Below are 20,824 nucleotides of genomic sequence, written 5' to 3'. Positions count from 1 at the left end.
AGAGACATGAGCGAGAACGACTACTGCCTGATCGACGCGGCCCGGCCACCCCGGGCGGAGGGGCCGCCGTACGCGGAGTGCGTGCTGTGCCGCGAGCCCACGGAGTACCCGGAGTCGTACAAGGGCATCACGCTCTGCCCGGTCTGCGAGTGGCAGGAGGCCCAGCGCACGGCCTGCTCGGGCTGACACACGGGCGAGCGGGGGCGGTCGTGGCCGGCGGCCGCCGGGCCGGTCTGCCGTGATCTTCCGGCTGGCACACTGGGGTGCGTGAGCGAAGACCCGACGCCCGTGAACGCCACCGCCCCCTTCCGGTCCGACCCCTCGGCGCGCGACGCGGCACCGCAGTTCGTGCTGCCGCTGGTCGTGCGGATCGAGCGGGCGGACCCGCCGGCGCGCACCGACGCGCTGGAGACGGCCGCGCGGGCCGTCCTGACGATCCTGGCCGACGAGCGGTCGGCCGGCGACGGTGCGTGGGCGCGGGCGATGCGGGACTGGCAGGACGCCCGGATCCGCAAGGTGGTGCGCCGGGCGCGCGGCGCCGAGTGGCGGCGGGCCGCAGCCCTGCCCGGCATCACGGTCACCGGCGAGTCGGCCGAGGTGCGGGTCTTCCCGCCCGTCCCGCTGGACGGCTGGCCCAAGGACCTGGCCCGGCTCCAGGTCTCCGGCACCGACCTGGACGATCCGCGGGCGCCGGGCGACGCCGGCCCGGCCGTGCCCGTGCTCTGGCTCAACCCCGGGCTCGGCATGTCGGCGGGCAAGGCGATGGCCCAGGCCGGGCACGCCGCGCAGCTGGCCTGGTGGGAGCTGTCCGACGCGGAGCGCACCGCATGGCGGGACGCGGGCTTCCCGCTGGCCGTGCGAACGGCCGATCCGGCCCGCTGGCCGGGACTGACGGGCAGCGGACTGCCGCTGGTGCGGGACGCCGGGTTCACGGAGATCGCGCCCGGCTCGTGCACGGTCGTCGCCGACCACCCGGCGCTGCGCCGGGAACGGCACGGGACCGGCGACCCGGAATCCACCCGTTCGGAGTAACCACGGGCGCGGCGGAAGCGGACGAGTGCTCCAGTGGGGTTACCGGACAACCCCGACCCAGGAGGCAGCCATGACCAGCGCCGCGCCCCCTCCCCCCGCCCCTCCCGCGCCCGACGACCGGACGCCGGGCGGGGGCGGCCCGAGCGGTTCCGGTGACTCGTGGGCGGCCGGGGGCCTCGCTCTCGGCGGCACCCTGATGGTCGTCTACGGTCTCTTCGCGGTGCTGCAGGGCATCGCGGCGATCGCCGACGACGAGGTGTACACGAGCTTCGGCGACTACGTCTTCGAGTTCGACCTGACCGCGTGGGGCTGGATCCACCTGATCGTCGGCGTGCTCGTGGTGGCGGCCGGGTTCGGTCTGTTCACCGGCGCCACCTGGGCCCGCGTCGTCGCCGCGGTCGTGGTCGGCCTGGCGCTGATCGCGAACTTCATGTGGCTGCCGTACCAGCCCTTCTGGTCGATCATCATGATCGTGACCGGTCTGTTCGTGCTGTGGTCGGTGTTCAACTACCGCTCCGGCCGCGTCGCCTAGGGCCCGCCGGACCCGGACGGCGGCGTGCGCCGGTCCCGCTCCGCGACCAGCGTGTGCAGCCGCCGGGTCAGCGCGGTGGCCGCCGCCGTGAGGAAGACGAACGTGTAGAGGACCTGCACGACCGTCACCAGGCGGGCCTCCTGCCCCCTCGGAGTGATGTCGCCGTAGCCGATGGTCGCGAGCGTGACGACGGTGAGGTACAGCGCGTCCACGCGCGTGCGCAGGCCGGAGAACTGGCCCGGCTGCTGCGCCAGACCGTAGTAGCCGGAGGAGAAGACCAGCACGGCGAGGCACATCAGCAGGGCGATCATGAGGCCGGACCGGGCGTGCGGCCTCTCCAGCACCACGTCGCGCACCTGGCGCAGCAGCAGCGCGGCCACGACGGCCAGGCACAGGACGAACAGCGGCCAGCCCAGCCAGGGGCGGTCGGCGCCGAGCCCCTCCAGCGGCAGCAGGAAGTAGGCCGTGCCGACGGCCACCACCAGGGCGCCGGCCGCGGCCCGCAGCCGACGGCCGGAGGCCGGGGCCGCCCCCGGCCTCCACCGCCGTTCCCGCGCGGGGCGGTGCGCCCGTTCGCTGCCTTCGCGCATGGATCCGGTCTACGACGCCTCGCCGGGCGGCGCGAGTCCGGGGACTCCGTCGGTGGGGGCGAACCTCAAATGTTGCTCTGAAGGAGCCCCGCGCGGGGTTCGGCCGCCGACGGCTGGGCCATACGCCCCTCACGTTCGGGGCGGGGCCGGGTGGAGGAGGGGACGATGGAGCGACTGGGGACGGGCATCGGGTGGCGGCCGGAGATCGCGGACGCCGTGGAGCGCATGCCGGGCGTCGACTGGGTCGAGGCCGTGGCCGAGAACGTCTGCCCCGGGCACCTGCCCGACTCGCTGCGGCGGCTGCGCGAACGCGGCGTCACCGTGGTGCCGCACGGTGTCTCGCTGGGTCTCGGGGGCGCGGAGCGGCCCGACGCGGACCGGCTGGCCGCGCTGGCCGAACGGGCGGCGGTACTGGGCTCGCCGCTGGTCACCGAGCACATCGCGTTCGTCCGCGCGGGCGGTTCCCTGACCGCGTCCCCGCGGCTGGAGGCGGGTCACCTGCTGCCCGTCCCCCGCACCCGGGACGCCCTGGACGTGCTGTGCGAGAACGTGCGGATCGCTCAGGACGCGCTGCCGGTGCCGCTGGCCGTGGAGAACATCGCCGCGCTGATCTCCTGGCCCGCGGAGGAGATGACGGAGGGCCAGTTCCTGTACGAACTGGCCGACCGCACGGGGGTGCGGCTCCTCATCGACGTGGCGAACCTGCACACCAACCACGTCAACCGCGGCGAGGACCCCGCGAAGGCCCTGGCGGAACTCCCCCTGGAGGCCATCGCCTACGTCCACGTCGCGGGCGGCTTCGCACGGGACGGCGTCTGGCACGACAGCCACGCCCACCCCGTGCCGCGGCCGGTCCTCGACATCCTGACCGACCTGGCCTCCCGCGTCCGCCCCCCGGGTGTCCTGCTGGAGCGGGACGAGAACTTCCCCGAACCGGCGGAACTCCAGTCCGAGCTGACCTCGATCCGGCGGGCCCTGGAGGCGGGGGCGGTGGAACGGGTGAAGGCGGAGGTACGCGAGGCGGGCCGGGCGGCTGCGAGCGCGGTCGCGGGAGCGGGAGTGGAGACATCGGGGCCGGGGGCTTCCCCTACCGGGGTGGGGGCACCGGGGCAGGGGTCGGGGGTTGTCCACCCGGGGGTGGGGACATCCGGGCCGGGGGTGGGGGCTCCCCGCCCGGGAGCGGAGACACCCGGGCCGGGGGCGAGGGCGAGCCGCAGGGACGGGCGGATACCCGGGCCGGGGACGAGGGTTCCCCACCCGGCGGTCGAGACACCCGGGCCGGGAACGGGGAATTCCCCAGCGGGCCTGGAGGCACCCGGGTCCGGGACGGCTGTTCCCCACGCGGGGGCGCAGGCACCGGAGGCAGGAGTGGCCACCCCGCCGCGGGGTGACGAGACCGGGGCGGCCGAGGCGACACGGGGCGCCTTCGGCCGACCCCACCCCGGGGACGCCGCCGCAGCCGGGCGGCGGCCCGAGCGCACCGAGGGAGAGACCCGGCAGGGACCCGCGGACGCCGACGACGAGGCCCGGCTGCGGCTCGGGCCCGCCGACGGGAGGGCCGGACGGGGACCCGCGGACGCCGACATTGAGGCCCGGGAGGGACTCGGGCCCGCCGGCGGGAAGACCCGGCAGGGACCCGCGGACGCCGACGACGAGGCCCGGCTGCGGCTCGGGCCCGCCGACGGGAAGGCCGGACGGGGACCCGCGGACGCCGACGACGAGGCCCGGCTGCGGCTCGGGCCCGCCGACGGGAAGGCCGGACGGGGACCCGCGGACGCCGGCGATGAGGCCCGGGAGGGACTCGGGCGCGTCGGTGGAGAGGCCCGTCCGCGGCCCGGGGACGCCGTCCCGCGGGCCCGGAGCGCGTCCGGGCGCGTCGGTGAGGAGGTCCGGCTGCGGCTCGGTCTGGCGCAGACCGCCTTGTTGTCGGCGCTGGTCGCCGGGACGCCCGTGCCCGAGGGGTTCGACCGGGTGCGGATCGGCGTGCAGGCCCGGGCGCTCGCGGCGAAGCGGGCGGACGTCGTGGCGAAGGTCGCGCCCGAACTGCCGCTGATCCTGGGCGAGGAGTACCGCCCGGCCTTCCTGGGCTACGCCCAGGCCAGCCCCATGACCGGCGGCTACCGGCGCGACGCCCTCGACTTCGCCGGGCACCTGCTCGCCGCCGGCCGGCCCGGGGGTGCCCAGGCCCGGCGGGAACTGAGGGAGTGGTGGCTGGAGCGCTCGGGCCCCACGCCGCGCTCCGGGCGGCCCGTCCACCGACTGGCCCGGGCGACGCGCAGGGTGCTCCTGCGGCGCTGACGCCCGGGCCTCTCGGAGATCACCCGGCAGCCCGGCCCCGAGCAACCGCACGGTCCGCCGCCGGGGCAGTGAAACGGAACGTCACGTACCGACAACACTCCGTCCGGATCGTGAACAAGGCATGGTGCTTCCACGACCGTGTCACATACAAACAACATATGCTCTGGGTCCTTTTCCTGCTGGCGGCCTGGGCCGTGGCGGGTACGGCGTGCACCCGCCTGTGCCTGGCCGCCGTGCGGGCCGCGGCCGGTGACACGGGCACCGGCCGGGTCCGTGAACTCACGGTGTACGAGGCCGCGTTCCTCTCGGGCGGGCCCCGGCGGGTCGCCGACGTGACCCTGGTCGCCATGGCGCGCCAGCGGCGTCTGCTGCTGGCCCGCACCGGCTGGGCGACCGTCGTCGACCCGCGCGGGCGCGACGAGATGGAGCGGTCGGTGATAGGGGCCATCGGACCCGGGGGGCAGTCCCGCATCGCGCCGGTGCGGTCCACGGCCGCCGCGGCGGAGGCGGTGCGCGGCATCGCCGACGGGCTGGTGCGCGCGGGGCTGGCCGTCCCCGGCAGCGCCCGGACGACCGTGGCCTCGGCGGTCCGGCAGGTGCGCGGGGCGGCCGTCGCCGTGCTCGCTCTCGGCTGCGCCGCGCTGCTGACACCCCTTCCGCCGGACATGCCGCGCCACCTGGCCGCCCTGTGGTTCGCGCTGCCGCTCGCCCTCGTCCTGAGCTGCCTCGCCGTGGCGCGCGTCGAGATCCACCCGTACTCGCGCTGGGCGTCCCCGGCCGGTCAGCGGCTGCTCGGCTCCCTGGCCCGGACCGCGGACGGCGACGCCGACGACCGTGCGTACCTCACCTCGGTGGCGGTGCGCGGGGTCAGCGCGATCGGCGAGCCGGACCTGCGCGCGGCCTTCACCCACGGAGGGTCTCGCGACTGAGCGACCGGGGGCGCACCGGGCGCACCGGCGCCGACACCGGCGGACGGTGCTTGCCTTCGTCCCTTCGCGCACGAAACATCCCTTGCGTCGCCACCGTGCAGCGAAGGGAACCCCATGCGAGCCGCCCTCCTCTACTCGGCCGCGGGATCCCTGCTGCTGAGCGCCCTCACGGCCGTGCCGGACGCCGAGGGCCGCTCCGGGACCGCCGAGATGCGCGGCACGGCGGTCGCCGCGGCGCGGGCCAGGGCGGCCGGGGTCGAGTTCGGCCCGTGCCCCGACGCACAGGACCTGCCCGGCAGCATGCGGTGCGGCACCGTCAAGGTCCCCCTGGACTACGCCCGGCCGGACGGGCGGCAGATCGCCCTCACCGTCAGCCGCGCCCGGGCGACCGGCGAGGACCCGCGGGGCAGGCGCGCGGTCCCGCGGCAGGGCGCCCTCGTGCACAACCCCGGCGGACCCGGCGCCACCGGCCTGTACTTCCCGCTGATCGGCCTGCTCCCGGAGTGGAAGCGGATCGCGGCCGCCTACGACCTCGTCGGCTACGCCCCGCGCGGGGTCGCCCCTTCCGCGCCGCTGTCGTGCCAGGACCCGAAGCAGTTCTTCAAGGGGCCGACGCAGGCGCCGGCGCACCCCTCCGAGGCGTACAAGAGGGAACGCCGCGCGCAGGCCGAAGCGTACGCCCGCGGCTGCGCCGACCGCGCGGGCGACGCGCTGCGCCACTACCACTCGCTGAACAACGCCCGCGACCTCGACGTGCTGCGCGCCGCGCTCGGCGAGGAGCGGCTGACGTTCCTCGGCTCCTCGTACGGCACGTACTTCGGGGCCCTGTACGCGACGTTGTTCCCCGGGCACGTGCGGCGGATGGTGTTCGACTCGGTGGTCGACCCCGACCCGGCGCGGGTCTGGTACCGCAACAACCTCGCCCAGTCGGCCGCGTTCGAGCACCGCTGGCGGGACTTCCGGGACTGGATCGCCCGGCACCACGGGGTGTACGGGCTGGGCCGGACCGCGCGGGAGGTGCTGCGCAGCTACGAACGGGCGCGGACGCGGCTGGCCGCCGAGCCCGCCGGCGGGAAGGTCGGGCCGGGGCAGTTGCAGGGGGCGTTCCTGCAGGCCGGGTACTACGACGACCAGTGGCCGCACCGGGCGCACGCGCTGTCGGCGTATCTCAGGGGCGACCCCGGGCCCCTGGTCGATCAGGCGGAACAGCATCCCGAGGCCGCCGCGGAGGCGGAGAACACCCGGGCGGTGTACGTGGCCGTCGAGTGCAACGACGCCCCCTGGCCGACGGACTGGGAGGTCTGGGACCGCGACAACACCCGGCTCGCCCGGGTGGCGCCCTTCGAGACCTGGGACAACGTGTGGACCAACCTGCCGTGCGCCTCCTGGCCCGCGCCCCGGCAGCGGCCGCTGGACGTCGGCGCGGGGCCGGGCGAGCTGCCGCCGACGCTGATCCTGGCGGCCGAGCGGGACGCGGCCACGCCGTACCGCGGTGCGCTCGGACTCCACCGGCGTCTTCCGGGTTCGGTGCTGGTGACCGAGCGGGACGCCGGAGCCCACGGCCTCGCGGGCGGGCCGAACGCCTGCGTCAACGGGCACCTGGAGGCGTACCTGCTGGAGGGGCGGCTGCCCGGACGGCGTGCGGACTGCGCCCCGCACGCCGAGCCGAGGCCGACGGCCCCGGACGACCGGGCCGGGGCCGGGCGGCGCCCGCGCTGATCAGGCCAGGCCGGCGACCAGCTCGGCGACGTCCTTGCGGCGGCCCGTGTAGAACGGGACCTCCTCGCGGACGTGCATCCGGGCCTCCGAGCCGCGCAGGTGGCGCATGAGGTCGACGATGCGGTACAGCTCGTCCGCCTCGAAGGCGAGGATCCACTCGTAGTCGCCCAGCGAGAAGGAGGCGACGGTGTTGGCGCGCACGTCCGGGAAGCCGCGGGCCATCTTGCCGTGGTCGGCGAGCATGCGGCGGCGGTCCTCGTCGGGCAGCAGGTACCAGTCGTAGGAGCGCACGAAGGGGTAGACGCTCACGTAGTCGCGGGGCGTCTCGTCGGCGAGGAACGCCGGGATGTGCGAGCGGTTGAACTCGGCGGGGCGGTGCAGCGCCATGTTCGACCAGACCGGCTCCAGGGCGCGGCCCAGCTTCGTGCGGCGGAAGAGGTTGTACGCCTCCTGCAGCGCGTCGCTGGTCTCCGCGTGCCACCAGATCATGAGGTCGGCGTCGGCGCGCAGGCCGGAGACGTCGTAGGTGCCGCGGACGGTCACGTCCTTCGCGGCGAGCTGGTCGAACAGCTCCTGGACCTCGTCGGCGTACCCGGCGCGGTCCTCGGGCAGCACGTCCTTCAGCCGGAAGACGGACCAGAGCGTGTAGCGGATGACCTCGTTGAGGTCCTTGGCCAGCTTGCCCTTGTTCGGGATGCGCTCGGCCGCGGTGCCGGGGGGCGTGGTGGAGGCGTCGTCACTCATGCTCCTCATTCTCCCGCTCCGCCGTGCGGGCTCTGCACCGGGTGGGCGGTGAGCTCCTGCACACCCCGCAGGTCACCGTGGATCCGGTCGACGGCGGCGTAGGCGCTCGCGATGCAGGCGGGGATGCCGACGCCGTCGTAGGGGGCGCCGCAGACGGCGAGCCCGGGCAGCTGGGCGACCTGCTCGCGGATGCGGGCCACGCGCGCGTGGTGGCCGACCGGGTACTGCGGCAGGCCGTCGTCCCAGCGGGTGACGCGGGCGGCGACGGGCGTGGCGTCCAGGCCGGTCGCCGCCTTCAGGTCGTGCCGGGAGACGTCGACCAGCTCGCTGTCGTCGCGCCCGAGGATCTCCGTCTCGCCGTACCGCCCGACGGAGGTGCGCAGGACGACCAGACCGGGGTTCTCCTCGGCGATCCAGCCCCACTTCCGCGAGACGAAGGTGGAGGCCTTGATGGTGCGCCCGTCGACGGGCGGCACGAGGAAGCCGCTGCCGTCGGGCAGGTCCGTCCCGGCGCGGCGGTAGGCGAGGGTGACCAGGGCCATCGAGGCGTACTCGACGGTGTCGAGCCCGGCGGCGGCCCCGGGGCTCTCGGCCCGCAGCAGCCGGGCGGCGACGGGGGCGGGGACGGCGAGCACCACCGCGTCGGCCTCCAGCGCCCGGTCACCGGCGACCAGGCGCCAGGTCGCGGGCGACGCGCCCCCGCCCGGGCCGGAACCGCCCGGCCGCGGAGCCACCCTGCGCAGCTCCGTCACCTCGGTGCCGGTGAGGATCTCGCCGCCGCGGGCCCGCACCGACTCCGCCACCGCCAGGGGCAGGCTGCCGACGCCGCCGCGGATGCCCATGAAGACCGGCCCGGTCTGTCGCGCGGCGGCCGCCTTCGCCTGGATCTCGCGCACGCCCTCGGTCAGGGAGGTGTGGGTGCGGGCGGCCTCGAACAGCTGCGGGACGGCCGAGCGCAGGGAGATGCGGTAGGCGTCGCCCGCGTACACCCCGCCCAGCAGGGGCTCCACCAGCCGGTCGACGACCTCGCGGCCGAGGCGCGCCGCCACGTACGCCCCGACGGCCACGTCGTCCCCGACCGGGGTGCGCGGCAGGTCGGCGTCGCGCCCGATGCGGGCGAGTCCCTCCTCGGACAGCACCCCGGACAGGGCGGCCGCGGTACCGGGCACGCCCATCACATGGCCCTTGGGCATGGGGCGCAGGGCGCCGCGCGTCCAGATCGAGGCCGTCGCGGTCGCGGGCGGCTGCAGGCGGTCGGCGAGGCCCACCTCGCGCGCGAGCGCCACCGCCTCGGGCCGGCGGGCGAGCATCGACTCGGCGCCGAGGTCCACCCGGGCGCCGGCGATCTCCCCGGGGAGCAGTTTGCCGCCGACCCGGGCGGAGGCCTCCAGCACGGTCACCCGCGCCCCCCGCTGCAGCAGCCGGTGCGCGGCGGCCAGCCCCGCGATGCCCGCCCCGACGACGACGACCCGCCCCGTGCCCCCACGACCTCGAACCTCGCGCATGCCCCCAGCCTCTCAGACACCGCCGGCGCCGCCGCCGCGCCCCGGTGTCCGGCACGAGTCTTGACCGTGACCGCATCGGAACCGTCCCGGGCCAAACGTCCGGCGCCGCTCGGGCGTCGAAGAAGCGTCAGCAGAATCGACCCTCGGGGGATGCCCGCATGCGTACACGACGATCCGTCCGCCGCCCCGCCCCGGCCCTGGCGGCCCTCCTGCTGGCCGCCGCCCTCGCCCTGGCCGGGTGCAGCGGCGCCGGTGACGACTCCGCCGGGAGTTCGGCCGCCGACCGGAGCCTCGCGCAGGACGGTGCCGGGGCGGGTGCGAAGGAGGCCGCGCCCGGCGGGACCGGCAGCGGGCCCCGGGCGACCGCGCCGGCGAAGCTCCCCGCGCAGCACATCGTCCGCACCGCCTCGCTGACCGTGCAGGTCAAGGACGTCCCGAAGGCCCTGGAGGAGGCCCGTACCAGCACCGAGAACGCGGGCGGGTACATCGGCGACGAGACCACCACGCGGGACGCCGAGGACCGCGAGCGCACCCGGGTCGTGCTGCGGGTGCCCGCCGGGAAGTACGACGAGGTCCTGGCCGGCCTGGAGGGCAGCGGCAAGCTCCTCGACCGCAACGCGAAGGCCGAGGACGTCACCGACCAGGTCGTGGACGTGGAGAGCCGGATCACCTCGCAGCGGGCCAGCGTGGCCCGGATCCGCGAGCTGATGGACCGGGCCACCAAGCTCGGTGACGTGGTGACCCTGGAGGGCGAGCTGAGCACCCGGCAGGCCGACCTGGAGGCGCTGCTCGCCCGGCAGAAGTCCCTTCAGGACCGCACGAGCCTGGCCACCATCACCCTCACGCTGACCGAGACGCCGGTGAAGAAGGAGGCGAAGGACGACGACCCGGGGTTCGTGGACGCGCTCGCGGGCGGCTGGAACGCCTTCGTGACGATGCTGCGCTGGCTCGCGGTGGCGTTCGGCGCGGTCCTGCCGTTCGCGGCCGTGGCGGCCCTGCTCGCGCTGCTGTGGCTGCGCGTCGTACGCCCCCGTCTGCCGCGCCGGCCCCGGCCGGCCCCCGCGGCGACGGCGCTCGGCCCGCTGCCGGCGGCCCGCCCGGCGCCGCAGGCCGCGCAGCCGCGGACCCCGGGCGAGCAGGACTGAAAACCCCTGCTCCCGTAGCGTGTTCGCATGAACATGAGCCGTACGCGCAGGGAGCGACTCGTCGTCGTCGGCGGTGACGCCGCGGGCATGTCCGCGGCGTCGCAGGCCCGCCGTCTGAAGGGCCCCGGCGAGCTGGAGATCGTGGCGTTCGAACGGGGCCACTTCACGTCGTACTCCGCGTGCGGCATCCCCTACTGGGTGGGCGGCCACGTCACCGACCGGGACCGGCTGATCGCCCGCGGGCCCGAGCAGCACCGCGCGCGGGACATCGACGTGCGGCTGCGCACCGAGGTCACGGAACTCGACCTCGACGGGCGGCGGGTCCGGGCGCGCGACCTCGACTCGGGCGCCGAGACCTGGACGCCGTACGACAAGCTCGTGATCGCGACCGGGGCCCGGCCGATCCGGCCGGACCTGCCCGGGGCCGACGCGCCCGGGGTGCACGGCGTGCAGACGCTGGACGACGGCCAGGCCCTGCTCGACACGCTCGCGGGCACGCCCGGCCGTCGCGCGGTGGTCGTCGGGGCCGGCTACATCGGCGTGGAGATGGCCGAGGCGCTGCTCAACCGCGGCTACGAGGTGACGGTCGTCAACCGGGGCAGCGAACCGATGTCGACGCTCGACCCCGACATGGGCCGGCTGGTGCACGAGGCCATGGAGGGCCTGGGCATCACGATGGTGAACGACGCCGAGGTGACGAAGATCCGCACCGGGGACGACGGCCGGGTCCGGGCGGTGGCCACGCGGGAGCGCGAGTTCCCGGCGGACGTGGTGGTGCTCGGCATCGGTGTGCGCCCCGAGACGGCCCTGGCACGGGCGGCCGGCCTCCCCCTCGGCACGCACGGCGGGCTCCTCACGGACCGTTCGATGCGGGTGCGGGGCCGCGAGGACGTGTGGGCGGGCGGCGACTGCGTCGAGGTCCTCGACCTGGTCTCCGGCCAGGAGCGGCACATCGCGCTCGGCACCCACGCCAACAAGCACGGCCAGGTCATCGGCACCAACGTCGGCGGCGGCTACGCCACGTTCCCGGGCGTGGTCGGCACGGCGGTCAGCAAGGTGTGCGACCTGGAGATCGCGCGCACCGGCCTGCGCGAGAAGGACGCCCGCCGCGTCGGGCTCCGTTTCGAGGCGGTCACCATCGAGTCGACCAGCCGCGCGGGCTACTACCCGGACGCCTCCCCGATGACGGTCAAGATGCTCGCCGAGCTGCGCACCGGCCGCCTGCTCGGCGTGCAGATCGTCGGCAGGGAGGGCGCGGGCAAACGCGTCGACATCGCGGCGGTCGCCCTCACGGCGGGCATGACGGCGGAGCAGATGACGACCCTGGACCTGGGCTACGCCCCGCCGTTCTCCCCGGTCTGGGACCCGGTGCTGGTGGCGGCCCGCAAGGCGGCGGCGAAGGTGCGCGGTTCGGCCGCGCCCTGAAGGGGGCGCGGCCGAACCGCGCGACGGGCCGCAACGAGCCCGCGTCCCGGGACGCAGCCCGCGCCGCCGCGGCGAGACGCTACGCGGTCCCGGCCGTCCCGTTGATCCGGTCGATGGCCTGCCGCGCCTGCTCGGCCGGCGGCCGGGACGGCAGGGACGACACCGACGCCGGCGCGGCGGTCACCGCGGGCGGCTGCTCCCCCGCCGGCTTGGCGTGCGCGGCCGCCCGCGAGGAGCGCAGCCGGTGGCTCACCGCCTCCTCCAGCGTCACCGGCCGCCGCCACTGCGCGGCCAGCCGCCCCGCGTCCTGGCCGAGGCGGGCCACGTCCTCCCAGGGCAGCCGCACCACCAGCGTCAGCTCCGCCTCGCCGTCCGGCAGTGCGTGCATGGGCGGAGTCACTCGGTCGTTCATCGCCTGTTCCTCACGTCGGCCCCGCGGCCCGCCTTCCCCGCGCCGCGGGCGGTTGCCGACACATACGCGCGCCCGGACGGCCGCGTTCACGCGCCCTGCCGATTCACCTGCGGCGCTCCGGGCACACGTGGGGTGTGGTGATCCCCGTCCATGACGTGAACCCCGTGCGGCGCACCCCGTGGGTGACGTACGCGCTGCTGGCCGCCAACGTCGTCGTGTTCCTGTGCACCCCCGGCATGGCCGGCTCCCTCACCGGCGGGAGCAACCTGGCGCAGCTCTGCCACCTCCAGGCGTTCCTCGACCAGTGGGCGGCGGTGCCGCGGGAGCTGATCCACCACCGGATGCCGCGCCTGGTGCCCACCGGCGACGTGGGCGTGGGCCCGCAGGGAGCGGGCTGCGTGGTCGGCCCGCCGTCCTACGACAAGTCACCGGAACTGAGCGTGCTGACGGCGATGTTCCTGCACGGCGGCTGGCTGCACCTGCTGGGCAACATGCTGTTCCTGTGGATCTTCGGCAACAACATCGAGGACCGCATGGGCCACCTGCGCTTCCTGCTCTTCTACGCGGTCTGCGGCATCGCGGCCGCCTACGGCTTCGCGCTCCTCAACGCCGGCTCGGGCAGCCCGCTGATCGGCGCCTCGGGGGCGATCGCCGGCGTGCTGGGTGCCTATCTGGTGCTGTATCCGAGGGCCCGGGTCTGGGTGCTCGTCCCGTTCTTGGTCTTCCTGCCGCTGCGGCTGCCGGCCTGGATCGTGCTGGGTCTGTGGTTCGTGCTGCAGGCGGTGTACTCGTCCGGCGCGGGTGTCTCCGACGCGGGCACGGTGGCGTACGCGGCGCACGTCGCCGGTTTCGTCGCGGGCCTGCTGATCGCCCTGCCGCTGCGTCCCGGCACACCGCCCCCGCCGGAGCCGCGCGGCATCCTGTTCGGCAGGCGGGCGCGGCCCGGGTGGTGAGCTCCGGGCCGGACGGGGTCAGCGGGCGGTGTGCGTGTGGACGTACTCCACGAGCCGGGTCAGCGCGTCGGGATCCGTGGACGGCATGACGCCGTGGCCGAGGTTGAAGACGTGGCCCTCCAGGCCCGCCGCCGAGTCCAGGACCTCGCGGGTCTTGGCCTCGACGGCCTCGGTCGGGGCGAACAGCACGGTCGGGTCGAGGTTGCCCTGGAGCGCCTTGCCGGGGCCGACGCGGCGGGCGGCCTCGTCCATCGGCACGCGCCAGTCGACGCCGACGACGTCCGCGCCGGCCTCCCCCATGAGGCCCAGCAGCTCGCCGGTGCCGACGCCGAAGTGGATGCGCGGGACGCCGTAGCCGGCCACGGCTTCGAAGACCTTCGCCGACGCCGGCAGCACCGAGCGCCGGTAGTCGACGGGGGCCAGGGCGCCCGCCCAGGAGTCGAACAGCTGGACGGCCGAGGCGCCCGCCTCGATCTGCACCTTCAGGAAGGCGGACGTGATGTCCGCGAGGCGGTCGAGCAGGTCGGCCCACAGCTCCGGGTCGCCGTACATCATCGCCTTGGCGTTCTCGTACGTGCGGGACGGCCCGCCCTCGACGAGGTAGCTGGCGAGGGTGAAGGGGGCGCCGGCGAAGCCGATCAGGGGCGTGGCGCCGAGCTCGCGGGTGAGCAGGCCGATGGCCTCGGTGACGTAGGAGACGTCCTCGGGGGTCAGGTCGCGCAGCCGGGCGAGGTCGGCGCGGCTGCGGATCGGCTGCTCCACGACCGGGCCGACGCCGGGCTTGATGTCGAGGTCGATGCCGACGGCCTTGAGCGGGACGACGATGTCGCTGAAGTAGATCGCCGCGTCCACGCCGTGCCGGCGGACCGGCTGGAGCGTGATCTCGGTGACCAGTTCCGGCCGCATGCAGGACTCCAGCATCGGAACGCCCTCGCGCACCTTGCGGTACTCCGGCAGCGAACGCCCGGCCTGCCGCATGAACCACACCGGCGTGTGCGGCACGGGCTCGCGCCGGCACGCCTTGAGGAAGGCGGAGTCGTACGGGGCGGACGGCTGCGGGACCCGGGGGGCGTCGTTGGCACTCACGGCCCAAGTTTCGCACGCCGCCGGACAGCCCGATCCAGCCCCTGGGCGGGCGCGGGGTGTCTAGCCCGGCACCCGGGCTCCGGTCCCCGTAATCTTCCCGCATGGCTGCGGCTCAGGGACGACTGTCGGACGGCGCTGGCGGAATGGACGAAGCGAAGGACACCGAGGACGAGCGGCGGGAGGCGGACACCGCCCCGCTGCCCTTCCGCGCCGCCGTCGACGCGCTCCGGGCGGCGCGGCTGCGACCCCAGGTCGAGGTCGAGCCGACCCCCGCGCCCAAGCGGCTCGCCCCGTACTCCTACGCGCTGGAGGCCGCGGTCGTCGACGGCGACCAGGACCTGGCCGACGGCCGCCTGGTGCTGCTGCACGACCCGGCCGGGCACGACGCCTGGCACGGCACCTTCCGGCTGGTGACGCTGGTGCGCGCGGAGCTGGAGCCGGAGATGGCCGCGGACCCGCTGCTGCCGGAGGTGTGCTGGTCCTGGCTGACCGGCGCGCTGCAGGCGCGCGGGCTCACCTACGGGGAGCCCAGCGGCACGGTCACCCGGGCGAGCTCCCACTACTTCGGCGGGCTGTCCGCCCGTCCCGCCGCCTCGCAGATCGAGATCCGCGCCTCGTGGACGCCCCGCGAGGGCCTGGGCGGGGTGCCGGACACGGCCGCCCACCTGGCGTCCTGGTGCGATCTGCTGGCCCAGGTCGCGGGACTGCCCCCGGCCGTGCCCGGCGACGCGTCCGTGGTGACGCTGCCCCAGCGGCGCGGACCCCAGTCGCGCTGATCGACCCCCCTCCCACCCCGTACTGACCGAACTTGTACGGGGTGGTCAACGCTGCCCTGTCGACGATCACACCTGCGTCCCCCTCTTGGCCGAATCACTTTGTCGATACGGCCACTTTCGACCGCGTACCGACGCAGACCGAAACCGTCCGGCCTTCGAATGATCGACCGCGTGTCCGAATTGCACGGATTGTTATCACCGAATCGTGATCATTCTCTAAAGGCGGACGGGTCGGGTGCCGAAGACGACTGTGACCTTGAAAGCACGGTTCGTCCCGGCTTCACCCCCACGAGCCGGCCCCGTCCCGCACCCCAGGAGGCCTGGTGTCCGTTCTCCTCGAGCAGCCCGCAAGCCTGGTCGCCTACCGCCCGAACAAGCCGACCGCCATGGTGGTCGTGGCCGACCCGCGCGTCCGCTCCACCGTCACCCGCCACCTGTGGGCGCTCGGTGTGCGCGATGTCATCGAGGCCTCGTCCATCGCGGAGGCTCGTCCCCGCATCGGCAACCCCCGCGACATCTGCGTCGCCGACGTCCACCTGCCGGACGGCTCCGGCCTCACCCTGCTGTCGGAGACCCGCGCCGCGGGCTGGCCCAACGGCCTCGCCCTCTCCGCGGCCGACGACATCGGCGCCGTGCGCAACGCGCTCGCCGGCGGTGTGAAGGGTTACGTCGTCACCGGCACGCGCACCAACGTCGGGCTCCCCACCCGGCCGGGCGCCGCTCCCATCGGCGCCGCCGCCGCGCGCCTGCACCGCCGCCCCCCGGGTGCCCCGAGCCACCCGGGCGGCTACCGCGAACTGTCCGGCCGCGAGGTCGAGGTGCTGCGGCTGGTCGCCGAAGGCCAGTCCAACAAGGCGATCGGCGTCTCGATGGGCCTGTCCGCGCTGACCGTCAAGAGCCACCTCGCCCGCATCGCCCGCAAGCTCGGCACGGGCGACCGCGCCGGGATGGTGGCGGTGGCGCTGCGGACCGGCATCATCCACTGACCCCGCCCGCTCACCGACCCCGGATCACCCGATCCGCCGCACCCCGACCCTTCCCGCTCCTTCACCGACGTGAACGGGACCGGCGGCCCGGTCCCCTTCCCGCACACGCGGCTCGTGAACCCGCCCCTTCCCCGGCATGACTGGTTTGCGACCCTCGGGCGCCCGCCGACGGAACGTTCCGTCGGCGGGCGCTGTCCATACATGGATACCCTTGACAGGTGACCGACGCCCACGACACCGCAGCAGACAGCCCACTGCGAACCACCGGAGGCGCCCCTCCGGACGACGGCGGATCTTCTGCTGTGGAGGCGCCGATCCCTTTGCTGGAGCCGCGCGAGGGCATTCCGCCCGTCATCGCGGACGAGGCCGCCCTGACCCGGGTCATCGCCGCCTTCGAGGCCGGCTCCGGCCCGGTCGCCGTCGACGCCGAGCGGGCCTCCGGCTACCGCTACGGCCAGCGCGCCTACCTCGTGCAGCTGCGCCGCGAGGGCGCCGGCACGGCGCTGATCGATCCCGTCGCCTGCCCCGACCTGTCCGCGCTGGGCGAGGCCCTGTCCGGCGTCGAGTGGGTGCTGCACGCCGCCACGCAGGACCTGCCCTGCCTGCGCGAGATAGGCATGGTGCCGACGCGGCTGTTCGACACGGAGCTGGCGGGGCGGCTCGCCGGGTTCCCCCGGGTCGGCCTCGGCGCGATGGTCGAGAGCGTGCTGGGCTTCGTCCTGGAGAAGGGCCACTCCGCCGTCGACTGGTCCACCCGGCCGCTGCCCGAGCCCTGGCTGCGGTACGCGGCGCTGGACGTCGAGCTCCTGGTCGACCTGCGCGACGCGCTGGAGAAGGAGCTGGACCGGCAGGGCAAGCTGGAGTGGGCCCGCCAGGAGTTCGAGGCGATCGCCTCGGCTCCCCCGCCCGAGCCCCGCAAGGACCCCTGGCGGCGTACGTCCGGCATGCACAAGGTGCGCCGGCGGCGGCAGCTGGCCGTGGTGCGGGAGCTGTGGCAGACCCGGGACCGGATCGCGCAGCGGCGGGACGTCTCGCCCGGCAAGGTGCTCGGGGACGCGGCCATCGTCGAGGCCGCGCTCGCCCTCCCGGCCAACGTGCACGCGCTGGCCGCGCTGAACGGGTTCGGGCACCGGATGGGCAAGCGGCAGCTGGAGCAGTGGCAGGCGGCGGTGGACCGGGCGAAGGCGCTCAGCGAGGCGCAGCTGCCGCAGCCGGGGCAGCCGGTGGCCGGGCCGCCGCCGCCCCGGGCCTGGGCCGACAAGGACCCCGCCGCGGCCGCGCGGCTGTCCGCCGCCCGGGCGGGGGTGTCCGCGCTCGCCGAGGAACTCAACATGCCGCAGGAGAACCTGATCACGCCGGACACCGTGCGGCGGGTGTGCTGGGAGCCGCCCGCGGTGGTGGACGCCGGGTCCGTCGCGGCGGCGCTGGCCGGGTACGGGGCGCGGCCGTGGCAGGTCGAGCAGGTCACCCCCGTGCTGGTGACCGCGTTGAGCGCCGGGGCGCCGTAGGGGGTCCTCCCGTACGGCGGCGTACGGCGGGTGCGGCTCGTCCCCGCCGGCCGCGCGGTTCCCCGCGCCCTCTCGGGGGGTCGTCACCGGGTCGCTCCCTGGGTGAAGCCGTTGTAGATGTAGCGCTGGAGGCACAGGAAGACGATCAGGGTCGGCGCGATCACCAGGATCGCTCCCGCCGAGATGGTCTCCCAGTGGGCGCCGAAGGGGCCCTTGAAGCGGAACAGCGACGTCGAGATCACGCCAAGATCTTCCGAGGGCATGTAGAGGAACGGGATGTAGAAGTCGTTGTAGGTGGTGATGCCCTTGACGATCACCACCGTGGCGATCGCCGGCTTCAGCAGCGGGAGGATGATCCTGCGGTAGACCGTGAAGGCGTTGGCCCCGTCCAGCCGGGCCGCCTCGTCCAGGGACGTGGGGATGGACCGCACGAACTGCAGGAAGATGTAGATCGAGACGATGTCCGTGCCCATGTAGAGGGCGATCGGCGCCCACAGGCTGTCGAACATGCCGAGGCTGTTCACGATCTGGAAGGTGGCCACCTGCGTCGTGACGCCGGGGACCAGCGCGGCGGCCAGGAACAGGGCCAGGACCGGCTTCCTGAAGCGGAAGCGGAAGCGGTCGATCGCGTAGGCGGTCATCGAGCCGATCAGGACCGTGCCGCCGATGGCGAAGACCAGGATGAACGCGGTGTTGGCGAGCGCGGAGAGCATCCGGCCGTCCTGGAACGCCGTCACGTAGTTGTGGAGGTTCAGGGGGTCGTCGGGGAGCGCGAGGGCGCCGCTGCCGTTCGCCATCTCCCGCTCGGACTTCAGGGACGTCAGGAGGACGGCCGCCAGCGGGAGCAGCACCACCGCGGTCGCGGCGAGCAGGGACGCGTACATCAGGGCACGGGCGAGTGCGCGGCGGGTCATGCCAGGTCCACCTTGTCGTCGGGGACGAGGCGCCGCTGGACCCAGGTCACGGCCAGGACGATCAGCAGCAGCACGATCGCGGCCGCCGAGGCGAGCCCCGTCTTGTTGAACTGGAAGGCCAGCTTCACGGTCTGGATCACGAAGGTCTCGGTGCCGGTCGCGCCGCCGGTCATGATGTACGGGATCTCGAAGACCGACAGGGAGCCCGAGATCGACAGGATCACCGTCAGGGACAGCACCGGCTTGATGCCCGGCGCGATGATGTGGCGGAACTGCTGCCAGCGGTTGGCGCCGTCCAGTTCGGCCGCCTCGTACAGGTCCCCGGGGATCGACTGGATCGCGCCGAGGAACAGGACGAAGTTCAGGCCCAGGTAGCGCCAGACCGAGACGGCCGCGAGGGAGGTGTTCGCCGACTCCGGGGTGCCGAGCCACGCGCGGTCGCTCTCCGCGCCGAACAGGGCGAGGACCGAGTCGAGGGTGCCGCCGTCCTGGAAGAAGTAGAGGAAGACGAAACCGATCGCCACGCCGTTGATCAGGTACGGGAAGAACAGCACGCCCTTGAAGAAGTTGCGGAAGCGGACGTTGAAGCTCAGGACCGTGGCGAAGTAGAGCGCGGCGACGATCTGGACGACGGAGGCGGCCAGGTAGTAGCCGCTGACCCAGAAGACCTCGAACAGGTCGGGACGGGTGAAGAGTTCGGCGTAGTTCTCGGCGCCGGTGTAGCGCAGCCCGGGGCTGACCCCGTCCCAGTCGGTGAAGCTGTACGCCACCATGTTGGCGATCGGCGCGTAGGTGAAGACGATCAGGAGCGTGAGCGGGGCCAGCAGGAACAGCCAGGGGGTGGCCCCGCGCCACAGGCGGGCCGAGCGCGGGGCCGGAGCCGGCTGCGGGGCGGCCGGGTCCCGGACGGGACGGACGGCCGCCTTCTCGGTGGTGTGCGCCATCAGGACCCCAGGGACTGCTGGGTTTCGGTCCACCTCTTCGCCAGGCCGTCCAGGAAGTCGTCCAGACCGCCCTTGGTGGCGCCGCGGGCGAGGTCGACGAGGTCCTGGCGGTAGTCGGGCTTGTTGATGCCGACCTCGGAGCGGTTGTCGATGGACTTCACCTCGGCGCCCTTGGAGTCGTCCAGGTCGAGGAGCTTCACGCCCGCCTCCTCGTAGGGCTGGAGCACCTCGGGCAGCGGGTCGTCCTTCAGCGGGGACAGGGTCAGGTTGTCCCGGGCGTAGCCGGACTTGTCGGTGAACCAGTCGATCCAGGCGCGGGCGGCGGCCTTGTGGTCGGAGTGGATGTTGACGGCCTGGTTGTAGTCGGGCAGCGCCACCGCGCAGAACGTGCCGTTCCTCTGCGCCGGGAAGGGCATGAACCCGATGTCGTCGGGGTCCGCTCCCGCCTGCTCGGCGGCGCCCCGTATCTGGATGACGGCCCAGGAGCCGAGCCACATGGTGGCGATCTCGCCCTTGGCCAGCCGGGGTTTGGAGGCCTCCCAGTTGGTGGTGGTCGGGTCCTTCTCGGCGAGCCCCGCGCGCACGATGTCGTACAGCAGCGTGTCGGCGGTGCGCAGGTCGGATCCCTCGGCCCAGGGGTTGCCCTCGGCGAGCCGGGTGGTGGCCTGTTCGTCGCAGCTGACCGAGCCGTTGACCTGGGTCCACTGGGTGAGCGGCCACATGTCCTTGAAGTTGGTGTAGTACGGGACCGCGTCCGTCTTCGCCTTGACCGCCTTCAGGGCGGCGAGGAACTCGGCCGGGGTCTTCGGCCAGTCGGTGACGCCGGCCCGCTGCCAGACCTTCTTGTTGTAGACGAAGCCGGGGACCGCGCCGAGCGGGCTCTGGCCGTAGACCTTGCCGTTCACGGTGGTGTAGTCGGTGAAGCGGTACTTCTCGGCGCGCTCGGCCCGGCTGCCCAGCGAGGCGAAGAACCGGGGGTAGTCCTTCTTCTCGATCACGCCCGGGATCATGAGGACGTCGCCGTAGTTCTCCGTGTTCATACGGATCTTGACTTCGCCCTCGTAGTCGGTGATGGCGTCGAACTCGACCTTCACCTTGGGGTGGGTCCTGCGGAACTCGGCGGCGTACTTCTCCATCGTCCCGTCCTGCACCAGGTCGGTCCGGTGGGTGAGGACCGTGATGGTCCCGCTGGCCTGGGAGGGATCGTCGGGTGCCTCGGCATCCGCGCCTTTCGCGGTGCCTCCGGTACCGGTGCAGCCGGAGGCCAGCAGGGCGGCGCCCAGGGCGAGGGCGAGGGCGGTACGGCGGTTCATGTGCGTCAGCTCC

At 74.3% G+C, this 20,824-nt stretch carries 19 protein-coding genes and 2 pseudogenes; 13 read left to right on the top strand and 8 right to left on the bottom strand.

Annotated features, from left to right (window positions below; genetic code table 11):
• Positions 1-6: 6 nt before the first annotated feature.
• The 3 genes from AC07DA_RS30555 to AC07DA_RS30545 all read left to right on the top strand — a co-directional run bounded on the left by AC07DA_RS30555 (position 7) and on the right by AC07DA_RS30545 (position 1,564).
• On the top strand, positions 7-186 hold the full coding sequence (locus tag AC07DA_RS30555) for a hypothetical protein (RefSeq protein ID WP_479131473.1): 180 nt from the start codon (positions 7-9) through the stop codon (positions 184-186).
• An 81-nt stretch (positions 187-267) separates the two neighbouring features.
• Positions 268-1,032, top strand: a complete 765-nt coding sequence (locus tag AC07DA_RS30550; RefSeq protein ID WP_479131472.1) for an aminoacyl-tRNA hydrolase — start codon at positions 268-270, stop codon at positions 1,030-1,032.
• Between the two features lie 70 nt (positions 1,033-1,102).
• The gene (locus AC07DA_RS30545) at positions 1,103-1,564 is read left to right on the top strand and encodes a DUF7144 family membrane protein (protein ID WP_479131471.1); all 462 of its coding nucleotides are present in this window, start codon (positions 1,103-1,105) and stop codon (positions 1,562-1,564) included.
• On the opposite strand, the gene AC07DA_RS30540 is transcribed toward AC07DA_RS30545, so the two are convergent.
• Positions 1,561-2,154, bottom strand: coding sequence for a potassium channel family protein (locus AC07DA_RS30540; protein WP_479131470.1), 594 nt, complete (start codon positions 2,152-2,154; stop codon positions 1,561-1,563). The two genes, AC07DA_RS30545 and AC07DA_RS30540, sit on opposite strands and share 4 nt — an antisense overlap.
• A 165-nt stretch (positions 2,155-2,319) precedes the next feature.
• Here AC07DA_RS30540 and AC07DA_RS30535 point away from each other — a divergent pair.
• From AC07DA_RS30535 to AC07DA_RS30520, 4 genes and pseudogenes are all read left to right on the top strand, one after another.
• Positions 2,320-3,213, top strand: a pseudogene (locus tag AC07DA_RS30535) (MbnB/TglH/ChrH family RiPP precursor modification enzyme); the annotation flags it as partial.
• 831 nt (positions 3,214-4,044) lie between these two features.
• A pseudogene (locus tag AC07DA_RS30530) lies at positions 4,045-4,452 on the top strand (SCO6045 C-terminal-like domain-containing protein); the annotation flags it as partial.
• A gap of 158 nt (positions 4,453-4,610) precedes the next feature.
• Positions 4,611-5,381, top strand: a complete 771-nt coding sequence (locus tag AC07DA_RS30525) for a TIGR04222 domain-containing membrane protein (protein ID WP_479131469.1) — start codon at positions 4,611-4,613, stop codon at positions 5,379-5,381.
• A gap of 114 nt (positions 5,382-5,495) precedes the next feature.
• Positions 5,496-7,100, top strand: coding sequence for an alpha/beta hydrolase (locus AC07DA_RS30520; RefSeq protein ID WP_479131468.1), 1,605 nt, complete (start codon positions 5,496-5,498; stop codon positions 7,098-7,100).
• On the opposite strand, the gene hemQ is transcribed toward AC07DA_RS30520, so the two are convergent.
• The gene (hemQ, locus tag AC07DA_RS30515) at positions 7,101-7,844 is read right to left on the bottom strand and encodes a hydrogen peroxide-dependent heme synthase (protein ID WP_479131467.1); all 744 of its coding nucleotides are present in this window, start codon (positions 7,842-7,844) and stop codon (positions 7,101-7,103) included.
• A gap of 5 nt (positions 7,845-7,849) precedes the next feature.
• The gene (gene hemG, locus AC07DA_RS30510) at positions 7,850-9,349 is read right to left on the bottom strand and encodes a protoporphyrinogen oxidase (RefSeq protein WP_479131466.1); all 1,500 of its coding nucleotides are present in this window, start codon (positions 9,347-9,349) and stop codon (positions 7,850-7,852) included.
• A 158-nt stretch (positions 9,350-9,507) separates the two neighbouring features.
• Here hemG and AC07DA_RS30505 point away from each other — a divergent pair, with 158 nt between their 5' ends.
• Positions 9,508-10,494: a DUF4349 domain-containing protein gene (locus tag AC07DA_RS30505; protein WP_479131465.1), complete on the top strand. Its 987-nt coding sequence runs from the start codon at positions 9,508-9,510 to the stop codon at positions 10,492-10,494.
• A 27-nt stretch (positions 10,495-10,521) separates the two neighbouring features.
• Complete coding sequence (locus AC07DA_RS30500; RefSeq protein ID WP_479131464.1) at positions 10,522-11,919, top strand: FAD-dependent oxidoreductase; 1,398 nt, start codon at positions 10,522-10,524, stop codon at positions 11,917-11,919.
• A gap of 79 nt (positions 11,920-11,998) precedes the next feature.
• On the opposite strand, the gene AC07DA_RS30495 is transcribed toward AC07DA_RS30500, so the two are convergent.
• The gene (locus AC07DA_RS30495; RefSeq protein WP_479131463.1) at positions 11,999-12,331 is read right to left on the bottom strand and encodes a hypothetical protein; all 333 of its coding nucleotides are present in this window, start codon (positions 12,329-12,331) and stop codon (positions 11,999-12,001) included.
• 134 nt (positions 12,332-12,465) lie between these two features.
• On the opposite strand from AC07DA_RS30495, the gene AC07DA_RS30490 reads away from it, so the two are divergent.
• The gene (locus AC07DA_RS30490) at positions 12,466-13,284 is read left to right on the top strand and encodes a rhomboid family intramembrane serine protease (protein WP_479131462.1); all 819 of its coding nucleotides are present in this window, start codon (positions 12,466-12,468) and stop codon (positions 13,282-13,284) included.
• A gap of 18 nt (positions 13,285-13,302) precedes the next feature.
• Here the strand turns inward: AC07DA_RS30490 and hemE are convergent, their stop codons facing one another.
• Positions 13,303-14,370 carry a uroporphyrinogen decarboxylase gene (hemE, locus tag AC07DA_RS30485; protein WP_479131461.1) on the bottom strand — a complete coding sequence of 356 codons (1,068 nt, stop codon included), beginning with the start codon at positions 14,368-14,370 and terminating at the stop codon, positions 13,303-13,305.
• 101 nt (positions 14,371-14,471) lie between these two features.
• On the opposite strand from hemE, the gene AC07DA_RS30480 reads away from it, so the two are divergent.
• The 3 genes from AC07DA_RS30480 (at position 14,472) to AC07DA_RS30470 (ending at position 17,640) form a co-directional block, all read left to right on the top strand.
• Positions 14,472-15,146 carry a DUF3000 domain-containing protein gene (locus AC07DA_RS30480; RefSeq protein ID WP_479131460.1) on the top strand — a complete coding sequence of 225 codons (675 nt, stop codon included), beginning with the start codon at positions 14,472-14,474 and terminating at the stop codon, positions 15,144-15,146.
• Positions 15,147-15,469: 323 nt separating this feature from the next.
• Positions 15,470-16,132 (top strand): response regulator transcription factor, encoded by a 663-nt coding sequence (locus AC07DA_RS30475; protein ID WP_003993737.1) that lies wholly within the window; start codon positions 15,470-15,472, stop codon positions 16,130-16,132.
• Between the two features lie 218 nt (positions 16,133-16,350).
• The gene (locus AC07DA_RS30470; RefSeq protein WP_479131459.1) at positions 16,351-17,640 is read left to right on the top strand and encodes a ribonuclease D; all 1,290 of its coding nucleotides are present in this window, start codon (positions 16,351-16,353) and stop codon (positions 17,638-17,640) included.
• Between the two features lie 83 nt (positions 17,641-17,723).
• Here AC07DA_RS30470 and AC07DA_RS30465 read toward each other — a convergent pair whose 3' ends face one another.
• The 3 genes from AC07DA_RS30465 to AC07DA_RS30455 are packed head-to-tail and all read right to left on the bottom strand — an operon-like array spanning position 17,724 to position 20,811.
• On the bottom strand, positions 17,724-18,554 hold the full coding sequence (locus AC07DA_RS30465) for a carbohydrate ABC transporter permease (protein WP_479131458.1): 831 nt from the start codon (positions 18,552-18,554) through the stop codon (positions 17,724-17,726).
• The gene (locus AC07DA_RS30460) at positions 18,551-19,498 is read right to left on the bottom strand and encodes a carbohydrate ABC transporter permease (RefSeq protein WP_479131457.1); all 948 of its coding nucleotides are present in this window, start codon (positions 19,496-19,498) and stop codon (positions 18,551-18,553) included. The genes AC07DA_RS30465 and AC07DA_RS30460 overlap by 4 nt, the downstream gene beginning before the upstream one ends.
• On the bottom strand, positions 19,498-20,811 hold the full coding sequence (locus AC07DA_RS30455) for an ABC transporter substrate-binding protein (RefSeq protein WP_479131456.1): 1,314 nt from the start codon (positions 20,809-20,811) through the stop codon (positions 19,498-19,500). Before AC07DA_RS30455 ends, AC07DA_RS30460 begins: the two co-directional genes overlap by 1 nt.
• Positions 20,812-20,824 lie beyond the last annotated feature (13 nt).

This window comes from Streptomyces sp. NPDC044921 (genome assembly GCF_056432865.1).
This window is presented reverse-complemented; position numbering and strand designations above follow the sequence as displayed.

Excerpts from the sequence above, each read along its gene's own strand:
- AC07DA_RS30555 (WP_479131473.1), top strand. The coding sequence starts at position 7 with ATGAGCGAGAACGACTACTGCCTGATCGACGCGGCCCGGCCACCCCGG.
- AC07DA_RS30545 (WP_479131471.1), top strand. The coding sequence starts at position 1,103 with ATGACCAGCGCCGCGCCCCCTCCCCCCGCCCCTCCCGCGCCCGACGAC.
- AC07DA_RS30540 (WP_479131470.1), bottom strand. The coding sequence starts at position 2,154 with ATGCGCGAAGGCAGCGAACGGGCGCACCGCCCCGCGCGGGAACGGCGG.
- AC07DA_RS30525 (WP_479131469.1), top strand. The coding sequence starts at position 4,611 with ATGCTCTGGGTCCTTTTCCTGCTGGCGGCCTGGGCCGTGGCGGGTACG.
- AC07DA_RS30520 (WP_479131468.1), top strand. The coding sequence starts at position 5,496 with ATGCGAGCCGCCCTCCTCTACTCGGCCGCGGGATCCCTGCTGCTGAGC.
- hemQ (WP_479131467.1), bottom strand. The coding sequence starts at position 7,844 with ATGAGTGACGACGCCTCCACCACGCCCCCCGGCACCGCGGCCGAGCGC.
- hemG (WP_479131466.1), bottom strand. The coding sequence starts at position 9,349 with ATGCGCGAGGTTCGAGGTCGTGGGGGCACGGGGCGGGTCGTCGTCGTC.
- AC07DA_RS30505 (WP_479131465.1), top strand. The coding sequence starts at position 9,508 with ATGCGTACACGACGATCCGTCCGCCGCCCCGCCCCGGCCCTGGCGGCC.
- AC07DA_RS30500 (WP_479131464.1), top strand. The coding sequence starts at position 10,522 with ATGAACATGAGCCGTACGCGCAGGGAGCGACTCGTCGTCGTCGGCGGT.
- AC07DA_RS30495 (WP_479131463.1), bottom strand. The coding sequence starts at position 12,331 with ATGAACGACCGAGTGACTCCGCCCATGCACGCACTGCCGGACGGCGAG.
- AC07DA_RS30480 (WP_479131460.1), top strand. The coding sequence starts at position 14,472 with ATGGCTGCGGCTCAGGGACGACTGTCGGACGGCGCTGGCGGAATGGAC.
- AC07DA_RS30465 (WP_479131458.1), bottom strand. The coding sequence starts at position 18,554 with ATGACCCGCCGCGCACTCGCCCGTGCCCTGATGTACGCGTCCCTGCTC.
- AC07DA_RS30460 (WP_479131457.1), bottom strand. The coding sequence starts at position 19,498 with ATGGCGCACACCACCGAGAAGGCGGCCGTCCGTCCCGTCCGGGACCCG.
- AC07DA_RS30455 (WP_479131456.1), bottom strand. The coding sequence starts at position 20,811 with ATGAACCGCCGTACCGCCCTCGCCCTCGCCCTGGGCGCCGCCCTGCTG.